Below are 16,379 nucleotides of genomic sequence, written 5' to 3'. Positions count from 1 at the left end.
ATGCGTATCAGTGATAATCAATTCAGTCAGATGATGCTTTCCAGCCTTCAGGTAAACAATGGTGGTTTGGGGCTGGTTTTGCAGCAAATGTCGACCGGCGACCGTTTGACCAAGCTGTCAGATGACCCTATGGCATCCATTAAGTTACTGAATTTGGAACGAGAAAGTGCCGCTATTTCGCAGTATCAAACCAACATAGCCAATGTAAACACAACGCTGTCGAGTCAGGAAGTTCACTTAGACTCTGTCGAGGAAAGCTTGCAGAGTATGCGCGAACTGGTGCTTTGGGGTGCCAATGGATCGTTGGCCGATGCCGATCGCGAAGGGATGATTGCTGAACTGGAAATTCTACGCGATTCCGTTGCCTCTTCGTTTAACGCGCAAGATGAGGAAGGGCACTATTTGTTTGCGGGCACCAATTCGAATGCGCCGGCCATTTCAAACGCCACGGGTGACTATGTCATTGAAGGTAACAGTGAGAAGCGCGTGGTCACGGTATCAAAAGGCGTGACCATGGAATCCAATATGACGGCGGCTGACATTGTCGATCTGGGTGGTGGGGATAATGTGCTCAATCAGATTGATGCCATGATTGAGGAGTTTAAGAACCCAACGGCTGACTTCCAAACACAAATTGACGCAACGTTGGGGGCCATTGATGGCACGCACACCAACGTATTAGGTGCGATGACAGAAGTGGGTGGCCGAATTAATAACCTCGATCTGATGAAAAGCACGCACAGCGAAAACAAGTTGTTTGTCGACAAGGTAAACAGTGATATTTCCGCGTTGGATTACGGCGAGGCGTCTGTTCGATTGAACAATTATTTGGCGGCATTACAGGCGACTCAGGCCAGCTATGTCAAAATCAACGAGCTGAATTTGTTCGATCGAATCTAAGTAACAGGTAAGTTTTCATGGTGATGAGCACAGTAGAAGTCAGACCTCACGGCATACGGTTAACCAGCCATGAACAGACTTCTATCACCCCATCTCGTTCTTCGGATCATGGCAGTATTACTGCGCCAAGAACAACAATCAAAAAGGCTGACGCTCCGTTAGCCTATTCCGTTTCTAAGATGCTGTTGGCACAGGGCCAACAGCAAGCCACGTCTGTTCAAATAGCATCTAAATCACTGCAACTTGTTGGTAGGGAACTGAGTAAAATCAAAGGCAGCCTTACGCAGGCATTGTCTGTTGGGGCACAAAATGTTCCGTCCCTCAAAGAAGGGCTGTCACAGGGTAAGCAAACGATCGAAAAAATCCTGCACCAAGCACGTTACGAAGGCAAACGTGTGGTGGACAATGAACTGCGCGTGAAGCTAGACAGTGCAGATATACGTCGATTTGCCATACCAGGGCTAAATATTCATCGCCTTAGCGACAGGGCAGAACAAATACGTCTCGACTTTCCACAAGGGCAGTCGGTGATGATTAACTTTGACGGGCAATCAGACGGGGTCAAAACCCTAAAAATGCTAGATAGAAGCCTCATTCCAATGGGGATGCGAGCGTCGCTAGGAAATGATGGGGCAATTTTGTTTGAAGCGCAGGAAAGTGCGTATCGTCAAATGCAAAGCAAAGTCATGGTGACTGGCCAAGGATATCGTTTCCCTGCAGGTCAACCTAACGCATTGAACATTAAACCCGATCCGGAAGGGATCGCAGAGTTAAGTTTTGATCTCAGCAGTCGTGATGGGATCAAGCAAACCATAAAGAAAGTGAACCAACACCTTCAGCAAGTTCACATTGGGCTAGGAGAAGCGAGGGCGTTCCATCAACAATTGTCTTTTGACATGTCATCCCTCCGTGATGCAAAGAAATCGTTAAGCATCGACGGTGTGAACACAGTGTTGGCGAACTTTCAATCTTCATCTGGACAGTTCACGAAGACGTTTGAAGCCCTGAACGCGCAAGCGAACGTGAAGCGGCATAGTGTTGTGGCGTTGCTGAAATAGTTTTTTCAGGATAACTCATTTAGATTATATATGTATTGATAGGGATATATTCATATTTTGATTTCATTCGTTCAACTGTAACAAAATGTTATGGTGAGTTGCTGTTTTGTTTTTGGTTATTATTTGACGTGAATGAAATGCTGACTTTCATGCGGGATAATTTGCGAAATGGTTATCAGATATGGGTGGTCTCTGGTGGAGTGATTCACATATTTAAATCTTCACATTTTTAAACGTTCGAGTGTTGTGAATAAATACCGTCCAAATCATCAGTAAGCTGAAAAAATCTTGCTACAGCGTTATCCATGGAGGGTATATGAAATTTAACAAAACGGTATTGGCCAGCGTCATCGCTTTCGCACTTGCCGGTTGTTCCGATGATGACACGTCAACGGGCACCGATACGACGACACCGACGAACCCAACAGCAGCCTCGTTAAGCGGAAAAGCGGCTGATGGCTATTTAGAGAATGCAGAAGTTTGTCTTGATCTGAATTTAAATAAAGCGTGTGACAGCAATGAACCGACTGCCACAACGGGCACCAACGGTGTTTTCACTTTAGATACGACACAAGAAAGCATTGATTCGTATCCAATCATCGTGAATGTTATTGCGGGACAAACGACGGACACCGACAATCCTGGCGTTGCTCTCACGAAAGGATATGTGCTTTCAGCACCTGCCAAATCTGTTTTCGTCAGCCCTATTTCAACACTTATCCAAAATGAAATTGAAAATGGCAACTCTTCTGAGGACGCTGTAGCTGCAGTGCAATTGCAACTGGGCACTGACCAAGATGTTACTAAAGATTATATCGCAGAGAAGAATAACGCTTCGCTAAGCGATGAAGATAAAGCAGTTTTTGATCAGATCCACAAAGTTGCCCAAGTCACCGCCCGTGTTATGGCAACAAAACTTTCAGAGTTGGAAAGTTCCGCAGCGCAACAAGGTATTTCCAATAAAGAGCTTCAGAGCGTTATTGCGGAAAAAGTGAGCAATGTACTTTCGGATATTAATAGCCAAGTTGTTTCTGAGGGTGATAATTTTGACCCTGATACTGCTGCAGACACCATCAAAGACAATATCGACTTATCGCCTGAAAATATCAAAGACAAAGTTGATGTAAATAATGCGGATAAGGAGTCTCAAAAAAGCAGCTTGGCAGAGCTTATTCGTACAGAAGGAATGCTTTGGCTTAGCAGTTCTAAATCTGGATTAGCTCCAACGCTCGAATATGGTGTAGTTAGTATTGACAATCAGGGTGAAGTAATCGAGACCGAGTACAAATCAAACGCAGACTATACCGCCTTTGACGTCTATACCCCTCCGTCAAATACCGATTTATTGCTTACCGAAAGCGGCTGGAAGCTTGCTGATGATACAATCGTAGGCATAACAAGTAACCCCGATGGCTCTGATACACTGGAGATGAAGACGACCGAGCTTTCATTGAAAACGAAAGTCATGAAGGTTGATGTTTCGGGACTAAAAGTATCGGATGTCATGGAGAAAACTGCGGATACTCAATCTGTTTGGGCTGGCCTCTATAGTGAAAGTACAGTCTTTCCTGAGGGTACATTTGCTTATCGTTTGAAAATTGAGTCTACGATTGATGATTACTTTAGTTTGTATCCAGGAGCTTGGTGTGATGAAGCATATGCCGCTGAACGAGGAGGTATGTGTAACGCAATAAATGTTGAGGCCGCGACAGGATCTGGTTCTCCAGCACAAACGCTTGATCAAATATACAAAGAAGCGTCGGATGGCAGCCTTGCTTCAACTGCTATTCTAGCTGGAATTAGTAATGGCGGTGTAGTTGCCGAAGTCATTGCCGATGGAACGGTGAATTATTTCCTTTGGGACTATATGAATCCTCTTGGTGATCCGATTGCAACGGGCTCTTGGAAAGACACCATTGTTCACGGAAAAGTTATTCGCGAGATTTCAGCACCGGTAAGCATTACCCATATGGATGGGCTGTTGTGGAATAACTTCGCTTCGAATGGAAAAGTTTATCTGTCAGAAGTTGAAGGTTATGTTCGTATTTTGGCTCCGACATCAGCGGTAAATGAAGAAGAATATGTGTTCAGCGCCAATTCACTGCAATCAATTCTCGATAGTCGCGATGAGTTTCCCACATTGGGAGCTTGTTTAGCGAGTTTGGATGATGCTGATTATATTCCCACTATAGGGGATAAGATAACCTACGACGCTCAGAAAGAGGTGACGTGGCTTCCAGATGAGGGCATTCAGGACTTTACAGAAATTCATGAATTTATGGGTACAAATTTCTCATGGTTAGCCAACCGATACGCCTATGTTTACGATTTACCATCGTGGGTATCAGAAACTGATGGCAAGCTCCATAAAGGCCGTGTTTCGATATTTAATTCGGACGGTGTAAAAGTTGTCATAGAAGATGAATACTATGATGGTGTTTCTTTCTACGGTTCGATGGGCCTAAACCCTGACGGCACTGAACCAGGCTTTAATGAAAATGGCGAATTTCTTGGCTATGGCAGCCTAAGAGCAACTCTACCACAAGGGCTGCCGAATGCCTCGATGTTGCTGAACCATTCTTCAGGGTATTCATTCGATCGAGTTAACCTAAGTGCATTAGAAGTTGCGGAACACGGCGGTATTTTCTCTCCGTTTGATTCGTTTGTGCGTGATACAGTGAACTTTACTTATATGTATGCAGGCAAAGAAACGGTAACAGTCCCAGCCGGCACATTTGAGACTTGTAAAACGGTTGAAATGATTACGGTTAATGACGCAACAATCAAAGATGTTGAAACCCGATGGTCAATTAACCAAGGTGCGGTGAAAAGAGACGTTGTGGCACCTTCTTGGGCTCCAACATATAACCGTCAAGCGACAGAAGTTTATAAACAGCTATAAATTGGTTGATATAGTCCCAGTTAAAAGCACCTCATTATGAGGTGCTTTTATATATTGAGTTGGTTACAACCACCCCTTCCTTTGAAAATACAACAGCGGTGCAACGCCTGATGCGATCATCAACGTAATCGCGAAGGCGAAACCGTATTTCCAATGCAGTTCTGGCATAAACTCAAAATTCATCCCATAAACGCTGGCGATCACTGTGGGTGGTAGAAAGACGACCGCGGCAATGGAAAAAATTTTGATGATCTGGTTTTGCTCAATATTGATAAACCCCTGTGTCGAGTCCATTAAGAAGTTAATTTTGTCGAACAGGAAGGTCGTATGAGACATCAGCGCATCAATGTCACGGCTGATCTCATGCATGGTTTCACGGTGTTCATCGCGGTTTTGCAGGTGGCGCAATAGAAAGGAAATAGCGCGTTGGGTATCCATCAGGCAAAGGCGAATTTTCCCGTTACTGTCTTCTAGCTTCGCTAAGTGGGCGATGCTCTCTTCTAAGTCTGAATCATCATCTTCGAGCACCGCATGGCTGACTTTCTCAGACTCTCGGTGTAAGTCTTCCAATGTGTCCGCATGGTTTTCTACTTTCTGTTCAAGCAAAGTCACCAATAGGCTTTCGACATCTTTGCATCGAACCTGACGTTTACGCGCTCGAAAGCGAAGCAGCCTGAAATCTGCGACTTCCCCCTCTCTGATAGTAATCAAACGTTGGCTTTGCAGGATGCAAGCGACGGTGACTGTATTGTGTCTGCCTTCACTTGGAGAGAGGAAAAGCGAATGGACATGTAAACCCGTTTTGTCGAGGAAGTAACGTGCGGAAGTCTCAATCTCTTCTACATCGTCGGATTCGGGCAGGTCGATTTTCAACAAAGAGCTGACGAGTTCGCGTTCGCTGTCTGTCGGCTCATGTGCATCAATCCACATGGCCTTCTCGACTAAGGTGTTGATGTCAGATTCGTCATCAACCGCAATTTCGGTGATGTAGCCGGACTCAATGGTGAATAAACGAAGCATGACTTCCCCCGAGGTAAGAAAAGGCAGACGTTAATTGTTATACCCAAACATCGCTAAGTCATTTGGGTATAACAGCAAGCTTTACTATAAGTGTTGGCTCATAACGCCTTGAGTTTCAAGATAGGCAAGTTCATAAGGTTTGTTCGTCACACTAGGAAGAAAAAATAGAGAAAGCAGACAAAAGCCAACAAGGTTGCGGACAGTGTTGGATAAATGATGTGGCTGTGCTGGTGGGAAGAACGCTGGAAGCATAGAAAAGATAGCAGTAGATTGTACAACATCAGCAAGGTACTAATGGCTGTGCCGCCACGCAATGTCAGGGTTGGCAAAAGAAACAGGAACAGCCCAAGTAACAGGTAGTCAACGACAACAAGCCAAAGGAAGACCTTCTTGATCATATCGTTTTGGGTAGGTTCTGAACGTGACATAGTTTTACACGCACTAAGAGTGATTAAGTTTGGGTTGGGGTGAAAAAGCATGCCGGGCATGACCAGTCTCTGAGAGTTTTAGCCGTTGCCCGACATGAAGCGGTTAATTTTTAATGTTGAGCCATGGCAATGTCACCGTCTTCAATGACGATTTCTTCGCGATAGACGGGTTGGTTAAAACGCGCCTTATTTCGTGCTTTTTCAAGCTCACTGGCGTCGTGCGTACCAAATAGTGATTCGATGACCGTCGCCGCAGGTGTTGTCAGCAAAAAAAGCTCAATACGACGATTTTTTGATGACTCCGGATCGTTCGGATTTAGCAAGGCGCGGTCAGACATTCCCGTAACCTGCAGCACTCTGTCTTCCGGCATACCACCTTCGACCAGTGTTTTACGTGCTTGATTCGCGCGATTGACTGACAGTTCCCAGTTCGACTTGGCGCTAAATGCTTGTTTGAATCGCGTTGCGTCAGTGTGGCCACTGATAATGAGCGGGTTGGTCACTTGCTCAAAAATTGGCGAAAGGAGCAACAATAAGTCTTCAAAGAACGGTGTTAAGTCCGCGCCTCCTCGGCTGAACATATGTTGTTTGTAGTCGTCCTGAAGCACAATTCGCAGCCCCTGTGGCGTGACGGTGACGTTCACATTGCCTTGAGCATTCACTTGCTTCGTCATCTCTTCGACGACCTTCGCGAGCGCAGCCAATTGCTCTTGCGTATCAAACTTGCCCAAGATTAAAGAATCTGTATGCGTGCCGTTGCCATTACCTTGAAAAAAAGAGCTCACGGTGTGGTTTGAATTGTGTTGACTTGGCACCGACGAATCCGAAGCCAAGTCAATCGGTGAAAGGCTCTGTGACGAATCAAAAGGGTTACCAAAACTGTTGTCAAACACGCTGGCACTGTGCAAGTTTGCCATGATGGCTTTACGCTCTTCCTTATCGACCACTTGCATCACCCAAAGCACTAAAAACAGTGCCATTAAGGCAATCATGAAGTCGGCGAACGCCACTTTCCACGCACCGCCATGGTGGTCATCATGCGATTTATGTTTTGCACGCTTAAAGACAACGTGTTCTTGTTTTTGCATTATCCCTCCTGTTCAGCCAGCCATTGCTCCATTTGGTTAAACGTGGGCTTAATATCTAGCTGAATGTGTTTTCGTCCCGCATCGATCGCGAGTAATGTCGGCTTTTTCGCTACATAAGCGACCAAGGTTGCACGCACACACTCATAGGCTGACATTTCACGCTTAACGCGTTGGCCCATGGCGTTGCTTGCAGGATCCAGGCAGCAATAACAGCCAAAAATACCTAAGAACGTGCCCACTAGAGCAGCCGCAACGTGATAGCCAATCATGGCAATGGAGCCATCAATGGCACTCATAGTAATGATGATGCCGCCAACGGCCGCGAGTATGCCAAAGCCCGGTAGTGCTTCGGCGGTACGCTGAAGCGATTTCGCAGGCAGCAGCAAATCGGTTTCAATTGCATCGATCTCTTGTTCGAGCAGGCCCTCTAATTCATGAGGCGACATTTGTCCCATTGCCATTAAACGCAAATTGTCAGTAATGAAGGCAACGAGGCGATAATCTTTTGCAATCAGCGGATAACGGTGAAAAATTGCACTTTCACTGGGGTTTTCAATGTGGCTGTCGAGTGATTTAAAACCGCCATTACGAATGGCTTCGAGCAGAGATTGGAGCAGGGCCATCAGCTCCATATAGTACTCACGCTCGTTTTGCGGGCGACGCATTACACGAACAAATTGCGTGCGCATTTCCTTGAGTACGTGAGAAGGGTTACCAATAATTAATGAACCCAGTGCCGCACCGATGATGATGATAAATTCTGCGGGCTGCCAAATGGCACCAAGTTTTCCGCCAGCCATCACATAGCCGCCAAATACGCCACCCAGAATAATGAGGGCTCCAAGTAGTTTTTGCATCGTTGACTCCTAGGCAGTCAGGTAGAGATTGAGTTGTTTCAATGCTTGTTTGTGTAGCTGGCAAATCCTCGGCGGGGTCAAATCCAGCACCAGAGCGATTTCGTGAAGATTTAAATCGTGTTGATAAAACAGCGTCAGTAACAGCTGATCTCTCTGACTTAATTGGCTGAGTGCTGTCTCCAGGCTGAGGCGTGCTTCTTCGTGCGAGACACCGTCATAATTTGCATCGAGATAGTTTTCGGCGCCGTTTTCTATGAGTTGATCCAAGCTCTGCATTTCACCGGCGAGAGAGGCGTTTAGTCGCGAATGGTAGTCTTTCTCTGTTGTACCGAGGGCTTTGATAATTTCAGCATCGGTGGGTTGCCTTCCGAGTGAGCGTGTTAAGTCTCGGGTAACGTCATTGAGCTCATGGGCTTGTTGGCGCGTTTTACGAGAACGCCAATCAAGGCGGCGCAATTCATCGAGAATCGCCCCGCGGATACGGCAAACGGCATAGGCGGGGAATTGAGGGTCATGAATGTTCCCAAACCGCCTGCCTGCTTCTAATAAGCCGATTAAACCAATTTGCTGCATATCTTCGACACTGCAATGTGTCGTCGCGTGAGCACGAAGTTGATTGACGATTCGCTTAACCAGAATCTGATGCTTCTGCAACAGTAAGTTTTCGTCGATAGGTGTCGCTGGGCGAGTATTGATGTCTGCGTCTGCATACCCATCGTGAAAGGCCATGTCCAACATAGATGCGTCCTTACTGCACGACGTATTTTGTCAGAAGCACATCGTCAATGTCCTGTACGAGACCGGTTTTGTTGAATGCGGTAATCAGCGTGGATTTCACTTCAGATTGAAGGTTCTCAATGGCACCGTCTTCTTGCAAATCGTTGTAATGCTTGTCAGCGAATAGCTTTAATAGTGCATTTTGAATCACAGGCATATAGTTATCGATGGCAGCCATCCGCTCTGGGTTGCGGGTTTCAATAGCCAGCTCCAGCATCACAAAGTGTGTTTGGTTGTTACCTTTAATAGACAGAACAATTTTTTCGAGCGGGTGAAAGCTCGGGCTTTTGCTCACTTCTTCTTCTTCTTCTTCTTCTTCTGCAAAAAAGGCGGGCATCTTGAAAGAAGAAAAAAGGCTTTCGTCACCGGTTTCTGTCTTGGCCGTGTGCTGCAAATACAAAATGCCCCCAAACACGGTTGATGCTGAAATGATCGCGCTCGACAGCAGCATGATGCCAGTGATGGCGAGAAGTTGTTTTTTTGTCATTACCTGTACCTCTTCAACAATCAGGCGTGAACATTGAGCCAGTGCTCGGATGTAAATGTGTGCGTATCGCTTTCTGCGTGGATATCGCGTGCGGCAAAAATGCCCTGTTGCGCGTCGTCATTGTCTTGACGTTTCTGTCCCTGTTGTTCAGCGCCAACGTTAACGTCGACATGCACGAAATGGTCATTTTGTAACTCTGCACGTAGTCGATCAGACACTTGAACCAGCGCGTCGCGTGTCGCTACCGCACTGGCGTTGAGTTGTACGCTTAATCGGTCGCCCTCCATTCGAACAATGACATCGAGTTTGCCTAGTTCAGGCGGATCGAGACGAATTCGTGCTTCTTGGAGACTCTGATTCGCTTGCAAGGTGATTCTGTCCTGTAGCACCTGCATCATTTGCTCGCCCCACTTGCCCGCTTGCGTATCGACACGAACAGGGGCCCATTCCGCTGACACTTGGACGGTATTTGTTGGCGGTGCCGCTACGTTAGCGCCATTAACATTGCTCATGTTCTGAGCCAGATCTGCCGCCATGGGCAGCGTTGATAGCGAGGTGGGCTGCATGTTCACCATGAGTGACTGAAAGTCCGCGTTTTTAGACGGAGATGCCGTCGCTGTTGGTTGCGGCAGCGACGGATCAGTTAATGAAGAGGCAACGCTCGCTGTCATGGATGGGTCAACGGCTCGGTGGATGGAAAGTGCTTGTTGACTGCCTTTTGTGACAGACTGCGAGGTTGGTGTGCCCAGTGTCATTGTGTGCGACGCGGCTATACCTGACGTTTCTAAGCCAGACGCGCTAAAACCTGACGGTGTCATAGCGTGAATATTGACGTCGGTAAGCGTAGGGTGAGTCGAATGCTTTGCTTGGTCGCCATTCACGTCGGACAAACGCATTAATGATGCGGTAGTAGAACGTTCGGGCGACGCTTGCGGCATCGCTAATCCACTTAATAACGGGTTCTGATCAGAAAACGGCATTGCAGCGTCATCTTCTGTCGTGGCGCTGAACCCTTTGGCCGGTTTGATGCCATCTAACGGCGAACTTGCAGACTTAGCAGTCGCCGATGTCGCGTGATTGGCGGGGGAAACTACCATGTGTACTCCATTGTCATCGCCATTTGGTAGGCTTTTGCGCGCTCTTGCTTCGCTTGCATGCCTTCCAACTCGCTTTCCATTTCAGTCACAGAGTGTTTGAGTTTCGTAAACGCGTTTTGATGGACGCGTTTAAGCTGTGCCAACTCTTGAGAAAGCGATGGCATAGAAAGATAGTCAGGGTGCGTAGTGAGCAACGCCCTGACCTGAAGATCCAATTGCTGGAGCGTTTGCCAATCTTGCGTCGCGACCGCTTGATAGATCTGCTTAGAAAGCGTTTGGATCTGATGCGAAGCAGGGCTATGCGTTTTGACCAAAATTCATCCATCCTTCGCGAATGTTAGCCATGACGCGCTCGACGTTAGTAAGACGTTCCAGATCGTTGTTCAGGCTCGCTTGATACAGTTCCATCTGACAAAAGTCATAGAGTTGGTGAAGGTTATCAGCCACTTCGCCACCGTTTTCCATGTCCAACGCACTATCAAGGCCGATGAGGATATTCATGCATTTGGCGATACTGGTACCTTTCAGTTCAAGCCTTGCTGCTTCAATGTGGCCACGTGTACGCTCTATCTCGTTCAGCAGGCCATCAATAAGCATGACAACCAATTGGTGAGGAGAGGCGGACGCTGCTTGCGCGTCCAGATCGACCTGTTGGTAAGAGTCGTAACCTGATTCAAAAAACATCGTTGTATCCCTAACTAAACATCGCCATGGTTTGGTTCATTTGTGTCATGATCTGATTCATTTGAGTGAACTGCTTGAGGTATCTGTCATAGGACATTTCGTACTTGCGATCGAGTTGAACAAGCTTGTCATCAATGCGATCGATATTGGCTTGAAGCGATTCTTTGCGGGAGCTCAATAGCCCTGAAGACGTTTTGAGGTAAGGCTCCATCATGTTGTCGATGGAATCGAGAAGGTTACCTTCGCCGTTAAACATGTTTTCCAACGCGACACTGTTGGTTTTTTGTGCCTCGTTAAATTTGTCTTCGTCTAATGTCAATTTTCCGTCTTTATCAATAGACATACCGACGTCGGTCAGGCGCATCCCGCCAAACTCGGAGCGCAGGATATTGTTTAGCTGACTTTCAATAGAACGAAGGGTTGGATCGTTGCCCAATGCGCCACGTTTAGTGCCATCTTCGCCGCCGATTGACGTGTGTTCATCAAAAGTGGCCACTAACGCGTTATATGCATCAATGAACTTGGTTAATTGTTCTTTGGTAGATTCACTGTCCGGCCCGACCGTCAAGCCGATTGGGGCTTCTCCCGCGGTTTGTGGCTTAGTAACCGTGATATCGACACCATCAATGACGTTGTCGAACGTATTGCTGCTACTGGTCAGCTTCAAACCAGAATCTTTCGCACCTACCCAAATAACAGCGTCTTGAGGCTCAGTGATGACTTTAGGTGCTGTAAATGCATCCTCAAACCATGCGGCACCGGTACCTGTGGCTGTTACTGAAACACGGTTAGCGTCGCCAGTTTCTGTGCTGGACAGCATCAAGTGAGTCTGCCCGTTAGAGCGAACTAAGGTTGCATTGACACCTGGGTTGGTGCTGTCGTTGTTAATGGTTTTGACCAGGTCTGACATTGTGGCTTTGCCATCACCGTCCGTATCGACGGTAGACAAGTCAATGATCATCTCTTCGCCATTGATGGCGAGCTTGATTTCACCCGTCGTCGGGATCTCGGTGTCCGCAGTCATGTCTGCAGGCATGTTGGCTGAAATTTGGTGGGCAGACGCAACTTGTTCTACAAAAATCTGATAGCTGCCACTCAGCGAGTTGGCGTCGGCCGTCGCGGAAAAAAATCCGTCTTGCGACGTGGTCGCACTGTTTTTAATAATGCTGCTTCCGTAGCCGTTCATTTCACTGACAGCGGTACGGAAAGTGCGAAGGGCTGATTCCACTTTGCTCAGCGCATTGATTTTTGCCTGATAGGTATCAGCCTGCATTTGATAACGTTCTTGAAACGGCAATACATCAAACGTGGCCAACTGCGTCGCCATGGTAATTGGATCTAATGAACTCATCGTTATGCTCCAGGTTCATTTGCTGATTTCTTTGAATAATCAGCAAAATACGTTCCATTTTTTAACGTCATTAAAAACAATGACATACCTTGTTTTTGGGCTGTTTGCGGAAGTGATGTTTCCCGCCGTAAGATTCCGCTGTTTCCCTTAGGAAAAGCTTGCAGACTAACGTTATAAGGCGACCTGGTTGTGTGGTGGGTTAAGGGCGTGGGGAAATAAAAAACGCCTCAATGTGAGGCGTTTTTACGATGATAACTAGACGCTTTCTTGAATCAGTGGCGGGATTTGATATCGCAACATGTCAGCAATGGCCGTGAAGTCGTTAGCACGGCGCGCGGTATTGATATCTGCCAATATTTCCATGACTTGATCCTGTTTGCTTTGCACTTCATATAGCTTGCTAAACAGAGCAACGCATTGGGTCAACAACATATCGCCAGTGATATGATCGCCATAGTAATAAACATCCGCTGTTTTTGAAAAAAGCTGACTGAGCAGACTAGATTGCATGCGTAGGCTCCTTCGCTAAATCCATATACTCCGTACCCAGAATTCTTGCTCCCATACGGCTCCAATTATAAAAACGCGTGTTGGGTGCACAGCTAATGATGTTTTCAACACCAGTGGCAAACATGCGGTAAGGCGGAGAGGTTTTAATGAGTTCCCCATGACCATTTTCAGTCCAAGCCTGCATGGTTGCATTGTGATCGTTGGCGTCGTTGTCCATGGATGCATGGACAATTTCATTCGGGAAACCAAAGTCACAGCCAATAAAGCGCACTGTTTTCGCACCTTGTACCAGCGTCGTATGTAGCATCGGGTGAATGACCGAACCGTACACATAAGGGCGAAATTGCGTAGGGAACGCAGCACTAATGCGATCGTATGTTTCATCTGCCAGATGCAGGTAATATTTTTCACCGTGCCAGAGCTTCATGTGATCGTGAGGCAAGCGGCTGGCGGCAATCAGGATTGTATTTTTTGCGATATGGTAGGGAATGTAAGATGCCGGAATATCGAAATCTATTGCGTATACCACATCTGGCTTAATGCCATTTTCTAACAAGCACTTACACGCCGTCGCTGCGGCGATAAATCTTGGTCGGTCTTTTTGAAGATAAACCGCTTTTAGCTCTTCGATATGGTGTGACAGCGAAGGGCCCGCTCCAATACAAATAGCATCATCAATCCGATATTGAATGAAGGTGTCAATCGACGTCATTTTTTTCAGCAAAGGGGTATTTTCAGTCTCTCGCTGGACGAACTTTTCATCATTATCGAGTTGGTTTCTGTGCACATGTTTGACCACGAGCGTGTTTTCCATGCGGAAGAACAACCACTGATGGCTCTTTTGGGAAACGAATTTGTCGCCATTTAAAATGATGCTGCCGGGATGAGAAAGCATCGCGGTGTTGTGCGTGATGTCTGCGCTGTTCTCGCTCACAAAACGAAGCTCGACGCGGGGGTCGTTCAGCCAAGCGAAAGGCACGAGAGACAGGACAAGTTTTGCGAGAGGCAAGTTATACAGGTAAATACGGATGGATGAACATTTGGCATCTTGCACAAGCAGCGCAGGCACATTGCCTAAACCCAGGCCCCAAACATGGTAATCGTTCCCTGACGTTAGGCTGTGGTAATGAAACGCTTCTTCTACGGGATCGTAAGCACTGCAAAGTTGGATGCCGTTGACTTTCAATGTTGCCGCTGATTTTTGGATAACGTCAAAGGCGAGTTCATCGACGTTTGCTGCTTCTAACTCTTCGGCAATGGAAGGCCAGCGTGTGATGATAACGTCAATGTTTTGGGCATAAATTGGGGTCATGTTTCACCGTCATAGAAACGAAAAAACCCCATCCTGAGATGGGGTTGGACTTGCAAGGAATTAGCGCAGTAGCGACATTGCCATGCCTGGCAGCTGATTGGTTTGCGACAGGACAGTGGTACCTGCTTGCATCAGCATTTGGTTTTTGGTCATGTTTGAAGATTCAACCGCGAAGTCTGCATCCATGATGCGGCCTTTTGCAGCGGTGGTGTTTTCAGTCATGTTGCCCAGGTTAGTGATGGTGTGCTCAAGGCGGTTGATGTTCGCACCCAGTGCAGAACGCGCTGAGCCCAGCGTGCCAAGAAGACCTGCGTCACCTGCAGTACCTGTCAGTTTAGTAATTGCAGCTTGAGCAGCAGTTGCTGTGTTCAGGTTACCAATCGCGCCAGCTGATGCACCCAGCGCAGTGCTGATTGCAAGCACTTGAGTGTCAACATTGATGTTCAGTTTGTCACCAGCGTTAGTACCAATCTGGATGTTAACACCCGTTGATGCGCCGAATGAACCAGCTGTACCAAACAGTGTTTTACCACCGAAGCTTGTTGAATCAACGATGTTGTGCAGTTCAGCACCCAGTTGCGTGAATTCTTCGTTCAGTGCAGTACGGTCAGCAGTAGACGCCGTGTCGTTTGATGCTTGAAGTGCCAGATCTTTCATGCGGTAAACGATGTTTGTCATCTCGTCCATCGCACCTTCAGCGGTTTGCATCATTGAAATGCCGTCTTGTGCGTTACGCATCGCAACGCCCATACCGCGGCTTTGTGCTTCTAGGCGGTTAGCGATTTGCAGGCCTGCTGCATCATCTGCTGCAGAGTTGATGCGGTAACCGGTGCTTAGACGCTCCATCGCAGTGTTCAGCAAGCCGCTGGTGTTGTTCAGTGTGTTTTGAGTCACAAGCGACGCATAGTTAGTGTGCATTGATAAAGCCATCGTAAGTCTCCTTGGTTAGCTTTTTTTCAGGCTACGGGATATTCCCTGTTCACTTACTAGAGGCGGACGCTTGGTGTTTTTGATTAACTGATATTTTTAAAATAAATGCGATTTTCGTGTTTTAAGTTCAGTAAGGTGATCTTTATTCCACTGTTTGGTCTTTCGTTACTGTTTGCCCCTTTGTTTCAGCGTCATCTTTTGCATACGTCTCAAAGCTCTTGAACGAGATAGATGTAGGGATATCGCTGAAATAACCAAAGTAATGACTGGCGCCCAGAAGACGGTATTGATTCAGCTCACTCTGGCTCGCTACACGCCCTGCAACCCACGGCATCCGGTGCGAACGGAAAAACCGAATGAAAGGTAACAATGCGGATCTATCTTCTTTTTGTTCTAAAGAGATGGCCAGCTTGATCATGTCGGGCAAATGCTGGCTTATAAAAGAAAGATCTTTGTTTGGGTCGGTAATATCAAAGCAAAGTGAACCGGCATAGGCGCGCATTTTAGACAGCAAGGGTATTGTCGCGCTTTGTTGCTCGGCGTCATCGGGCAGGATCAAGGATGGGATCAAAAAGGCGAACGCTTCCGCATCACATTTGATCATCTGATTGAGCAACCGTTGGCCGCTCGGCCATACCAGTGCTTGTGAATCCACAGGCACAACAATTTTGTTCACCAGATCGGGGTGAAAGGTGTCCAGTTGGAAACGGCTTTGTCTCAGGGCAAGATAAAGGCTGAACACATCCAGCGCATACGCGAATTCTTGCGACAAATCGAACTGGTAAACACTTTGCTCGCCACGACTGCCAAAGCGTAGCGTGACATGCTGAAACGCCACTTCGCCGGAATCGGTTTCTCGAATGGCCTGACAAACATGGTGCACATCGTTCTGGGACAACGCTTCATACAGAAGCTTGTCGTCGTCCGTTTTCGCGTGTTTTCGAATGAGTGCCCTGAAAGTATGGCGCATTGCGATAA

Annotated in this window: 17 protein-coding genes; 3 read left to right on the top strand and 14 right to left on the bottom strand. The window is 47.1% G+C overall.

Features of this window, described 5'->3' with window-relative positions:
- The 3 genes from flgL (at nucleotide 1) to B5D35_RS09250 (ending at nucleotide 4,860) form a co-directional block, all read left to right on the top strand.
- The gene (flgL, locus tag B5D35_RS09260; RefSeq protein ID WP_078752304.1) at nucleotides 1–900 is read left to right on the top strand and encodes a flagellar hook-associated protein FlgL; all 900 of its coding nucleotides are present in this window, start codon (nucleotides 1–3) and stop codon (nucleotides 898–900) included.
- A gap of 17 nt (nucleotides 901–917) precedes the next feature.
- Nucleotides 918–1,958 carry a flagellin gene (locus tag B5D35_RS09255; protein ID WP_078752303.1) on the top strand — a complete coding sequence of 347 codons (1,041 nt, stop codon included), beginning with the start codon at nucleotides 918–920 and terminating at the stop codon, nucleotides 1,956–1,958.
- Between the two features lie 316 nt (nucleotides 1,959–2,274).
- Nucleotides 2,275–4,860 (top strand): hypothetical protein, encoded by a 2,586-nt coding sequence (locus B5D35_RS09250; RefSeq protein ID WP_078752302.1) that lies wholly within the window; start codon nucleotides 2,275–2,277, stop codon nucleotides 4,858–4,860.
- Nucleotides 4,861–4,923: 63 nt separating this feature from the next.
- Here B5D35_RS09250 and corA read toward each other — a convergent pair whose 3' ends face one another.
- The 14 genes from corA to B5D35_RS09180 form a co-directional block, all read right to left on the bottom strand.
- Complete coding sequence (gene corA / locus B5D35_RS09245; protein ID WP_078752301.1) at nucleotides 4,924–5,880, bottom strand: magnesium/cobalt transporter CorA; 957 nt, start codon at nucleotides 5,878–5,880, stop codon at nucleotides 4,924–4,926.
- Nucleotides 5,881–6,026: 146 nt separating this feature from the next.
- Nucleotides 6,027–6,308 (bottom strand): hypothetical protein, encoded by a 282-nt coding sequence (locus tag B5D35_RS09240; protein WP_078752333.1) that lies wholly within the window; start codon nucleotides 6,306–6,308, stop codon nucleotides 6,027–6,029.
- Nucleotides 6,309–6,418: 110 nt separating this feature from the next.
- Entirely contained in the window at nucleotides 6,419–7,396 is a 978-nt protein-coding gene (locus B5D35_RS09235; RefSeq protein ID WP_078752300.1) for a flagellar motor protein MotB, read from the bottom strand.
- Complete coding sequence (motA, locus tag B5D35_RS09230) at nucleotides 7,396–8,253, bottom strand: flagellar motor stator protein MotA (protein WP_078752299.1); 858 nt, start codon at nucleotides 8,251–8,253, stop codon at nucleotides 7,396–7,398. Before motA ends, B5D35_RS09235 begins: the two co-directional genes overlap by 1 nt.
- A gap of 9 nt (nucleotides 8,254–8,262) precedes the next feature.
- Nucleotides 8,263–8,991 carry a FliA/WhiG family RNA polymerase sigma factor gene (locus tag B5D35_RS09225; protein ID WP_078752298.1) on the bottom strand — a complete coding sequence of 243 codons (729 nt, stop codon included), beginning with the start codon at nucleotides 8,989–8,991 and terminating at the stop codon, nucleotides 8,263–8,265.
- 10 nt (nucleotides 8,992–9,001) lie between these two features.
- The gene (locus B5D35_RS09220) at nucleotides 9,002–9,517 is read right to left on the bottom strand and encodes a flagellar basal body-associated FliL family protein (protein ID WP_078752297.1); all 516 of its coding nucleotides are present in this window, start codon (nucleotides 9,515–9,517) and stop codon (nucleotides 9,002–9,004) included.
- A 20-nt stretch (nucleotides 9,518–9,537) separates the two neighbouring features.
- A complete protein-coding gene (locus tag B5D35_RS09215; protein WP_078752296.1) occupies nucleotides 9,538–10,614 on the bottom strand; it encodes a flagellar hook-length control protein FliK in 1,077 nt (358 codons plus the stop codon).
- Nucleotides 10,608–10,928 carry a hypothetical protein gene (locus tag B5D35_RS09210; RefSeq protein WP_078752295.1) on the bottom strand — a complete coding sequence of 107 codons (321 nt, stop codon included), beginning with the start codon at nucleotides 10,926–10,928 and terminating at the stop codon, nucleotides 10,608–10,610. The genes B5D35_RS09215 and B5D35_RS09210 overlap by 7 nt, the downstream gene beginning before the upstream one ends.
- Nucleotides 10,912–11,298: a flagellar export chaperone FliS gene (gene fliS, locus B5D35_RS09205; protein ID WP_078752294.1), complete on the bottom strand. Its 387-nt coding sequence runs from the start codon at nucleotides 11,296–11,298 to the stop codon at nucleotides 10,912–10,914. The genes B5D35_RS09210 and fliS overlap by 17 nt, the downstream gene beginning before the upstream one ends.
- Before the next feature lie 10 nt (nucleotides 11,299–11,308).
- Entirely contained in the window at nucleotides 11,309–12,649 is a 1,341-nt protein-coding gene (gene fliD, locus B5D35_RS09200; RefSeq protein WP_078752293.1) for a flagellar filament capping protein FliD, read from the bottom strand.
- 255 nt (nucleotides 12,650–12,904) lie between these two features.
- Nucleotides 12,905–13,159, bottom strand: a complete 255-nt coding sequence (locus tag B5D35_RS09195; RefSeq protein WP_078752292.1) for a hypothetical protein — start codon at nucleotides 13,157–13,159, stop codon at nucleotides 12,905–12,907.
- Nucleotides 13,149–14,471 (bottom strand): 6-hydroxymethylpterin diphosphokinase MptE-like protein, encoded by a 1,323-nt coding sequence (locus tag B5D35_RS09190; protein WP_078752291.1) that lies wholly within the window; start codon nucleotides 14,469–14,471, stop codon nucleotides 13,149–13,151. The genes B5D35_RS09195 and B5D35_RS09190 overlap by 11 nt, the downstream gene beginning before the upstream one ends.
- A gap of 60 nt (nucleotides 14,472–14,531) precedes the next feature.
- On the bottom strand, nucleotides 14,532–15,401 hold the full coding sequence (gene lafA / locus B5D35_RS09185) for a lateral flagellin LafA (RefSeq protein WP_078752290.1): 870 nt from the start codon (nucleotides 15,399–15,401) through the stop codon (nucleotides 14,532–14,534).
- Between the two features lie 142 nt (nucleotides 15,402–15,543).
- Entirely contained in the window at nucleotides 15,544–16,371 is an 828-nt protein-coding gene (locus B5D35_RS09180) for an EAL domain-containing protein (protein WP_139367741.1), read from the bottom strand.
- Nucleotides 16,372–16,379 lie beyond the last annotated feature (8 nt).

Source organism: Enterovibrio nigricans DSM 22720 (assembly GCF_900167155.1).
GTDB classification, from domain to species: domain Bacteria; phylum Pseudomonadota; class Gammaproteobacteria; order Enterobacterales; family Vibrionaceae; genus Enterovibrio; species Enterovibrio nigricans.
The sequence above is the reverse complement of the archived record's forward strand: the minus strand, read 5'-3'. Positions and strand labels throughout refer to the sequence as shown.

What these genes read in the sequence shown, in the direction of transcription:
- flgL (WP_078752304.1), top strand. Translation starts at nt 1, where the DNA reads ATGCGTATCAGTGATAATCAATTCAGTCAGATGATGCTTTCCAGCCTT.
- B5D35_RS09255 (WP_078752303.1), top strand. Translation starts at nt 918, where the DNA reads ATGGTGATGAGCACAGTAGAAGTCAGACCTCACGGCATACGGTTAACC.
- B5D35_RS09250 (WP_078752302.1), top strand. Translation starts at nt 2,275, where the DNA reads ATGAAATTTAACAAAACGGTATTGGCCAGCGTCATCGCTTTCGCACTT.
- corA (WP_078752301.1), bottom strand. Translation starts at nt 5,880, where the DNA reads ATGCTTCGTTTATTCACCATTGAGTCCGGCTACATCACCGAAATTGCG.
- B5D35_RS09240 (WP_078752333.1), bottom strand. Translation starts at nt 6,308, where the DNA reads ATGTCACGTTCAGAACCTACCCAAAACGATATGATCAAGAAGGTCTTC.
- B5D35_RS09235 (WP_078752300.1), bottom strand. Translation starts at nt 7,396, where the DNA reads ATGCAAAAACAAGAACACGTTGTCTTTAAGCGTGCAAAACATAAATCG.
- motA (WP_078752299.1), bottom strand. Translation starts at nt 8,253, where the DNA reads ATGCAAAAACTACTTGGAGCCCTCATTATTCTGGGTGGCGTATTTGGC.
- B5D35_RS09225 (WP_078752298.1), bottom strand. Translation starts at nt 8,991, where the DNA reads ATGTTGGACATGGCCTTTCACGATGGGTATGCAGACGCAGACATCAAT.
- B5D35_RS09220 (WP_078752297.1), bottom strand. Translation starts at nt 9,517, where the DNA reads ATGACAAAAAAACAACTTCTCGCCATCACTGGCATCATGCTGCTGTCG.
- B5D35_RS09215 (WP_078752296.1), bottom strand. Translation starts at nt 10,614, where the DNA reads ATGGTAGTTTCCCCCGCCAATCACGCGACATCGGCGACTGCTAAGTCT.
- fliS (WP_078752294.1), bottom strand. Translation starts at nt 11,298, where the DNA reads ATGTTTTTTGAATCAGGTTACGACTCTTACCAACAGGTCGATCTGGAC.
- fliD (WP_078752293.1), bottom strand. Translation starts at nt 12,649, where the DNA reads ATGAGTTCATTAGATCCAATTACCATGGCGACGCAGTTGGCCACGTTT.
- B5D35_RS09195 (WP_078752292.1), bottom strand. Translation starts at nt 13,159, where the DNA reads ATGCAATCTAGTCTGCTCAGTCAGCTTTTTTCAAAAACAGCGGATGTT.
- B5D35_RS09190 (WP_078752291.1), bottom strand. Translation starts at nt 14,471, where the DNA reads ATGACCCCAATTTATGCCCAAAACATTGACGTTATCATCACACGCTGG.
- lafA (WP_078752290.1), bottom strand. Translation starts at nt 15,401, where the DNA reads ATGGCTTTATCAATGCACACTAACTATGCGTCGCTTGTGACTCAAAAC.
- B5D35_RS09180 (WP_139367741.1), bottom strand. Translation starts at nt 16,371, where the DNA reads ATGCGCCATACTTTCAGGGCACTCATTCGAAAACACGCGAAAACGGAC.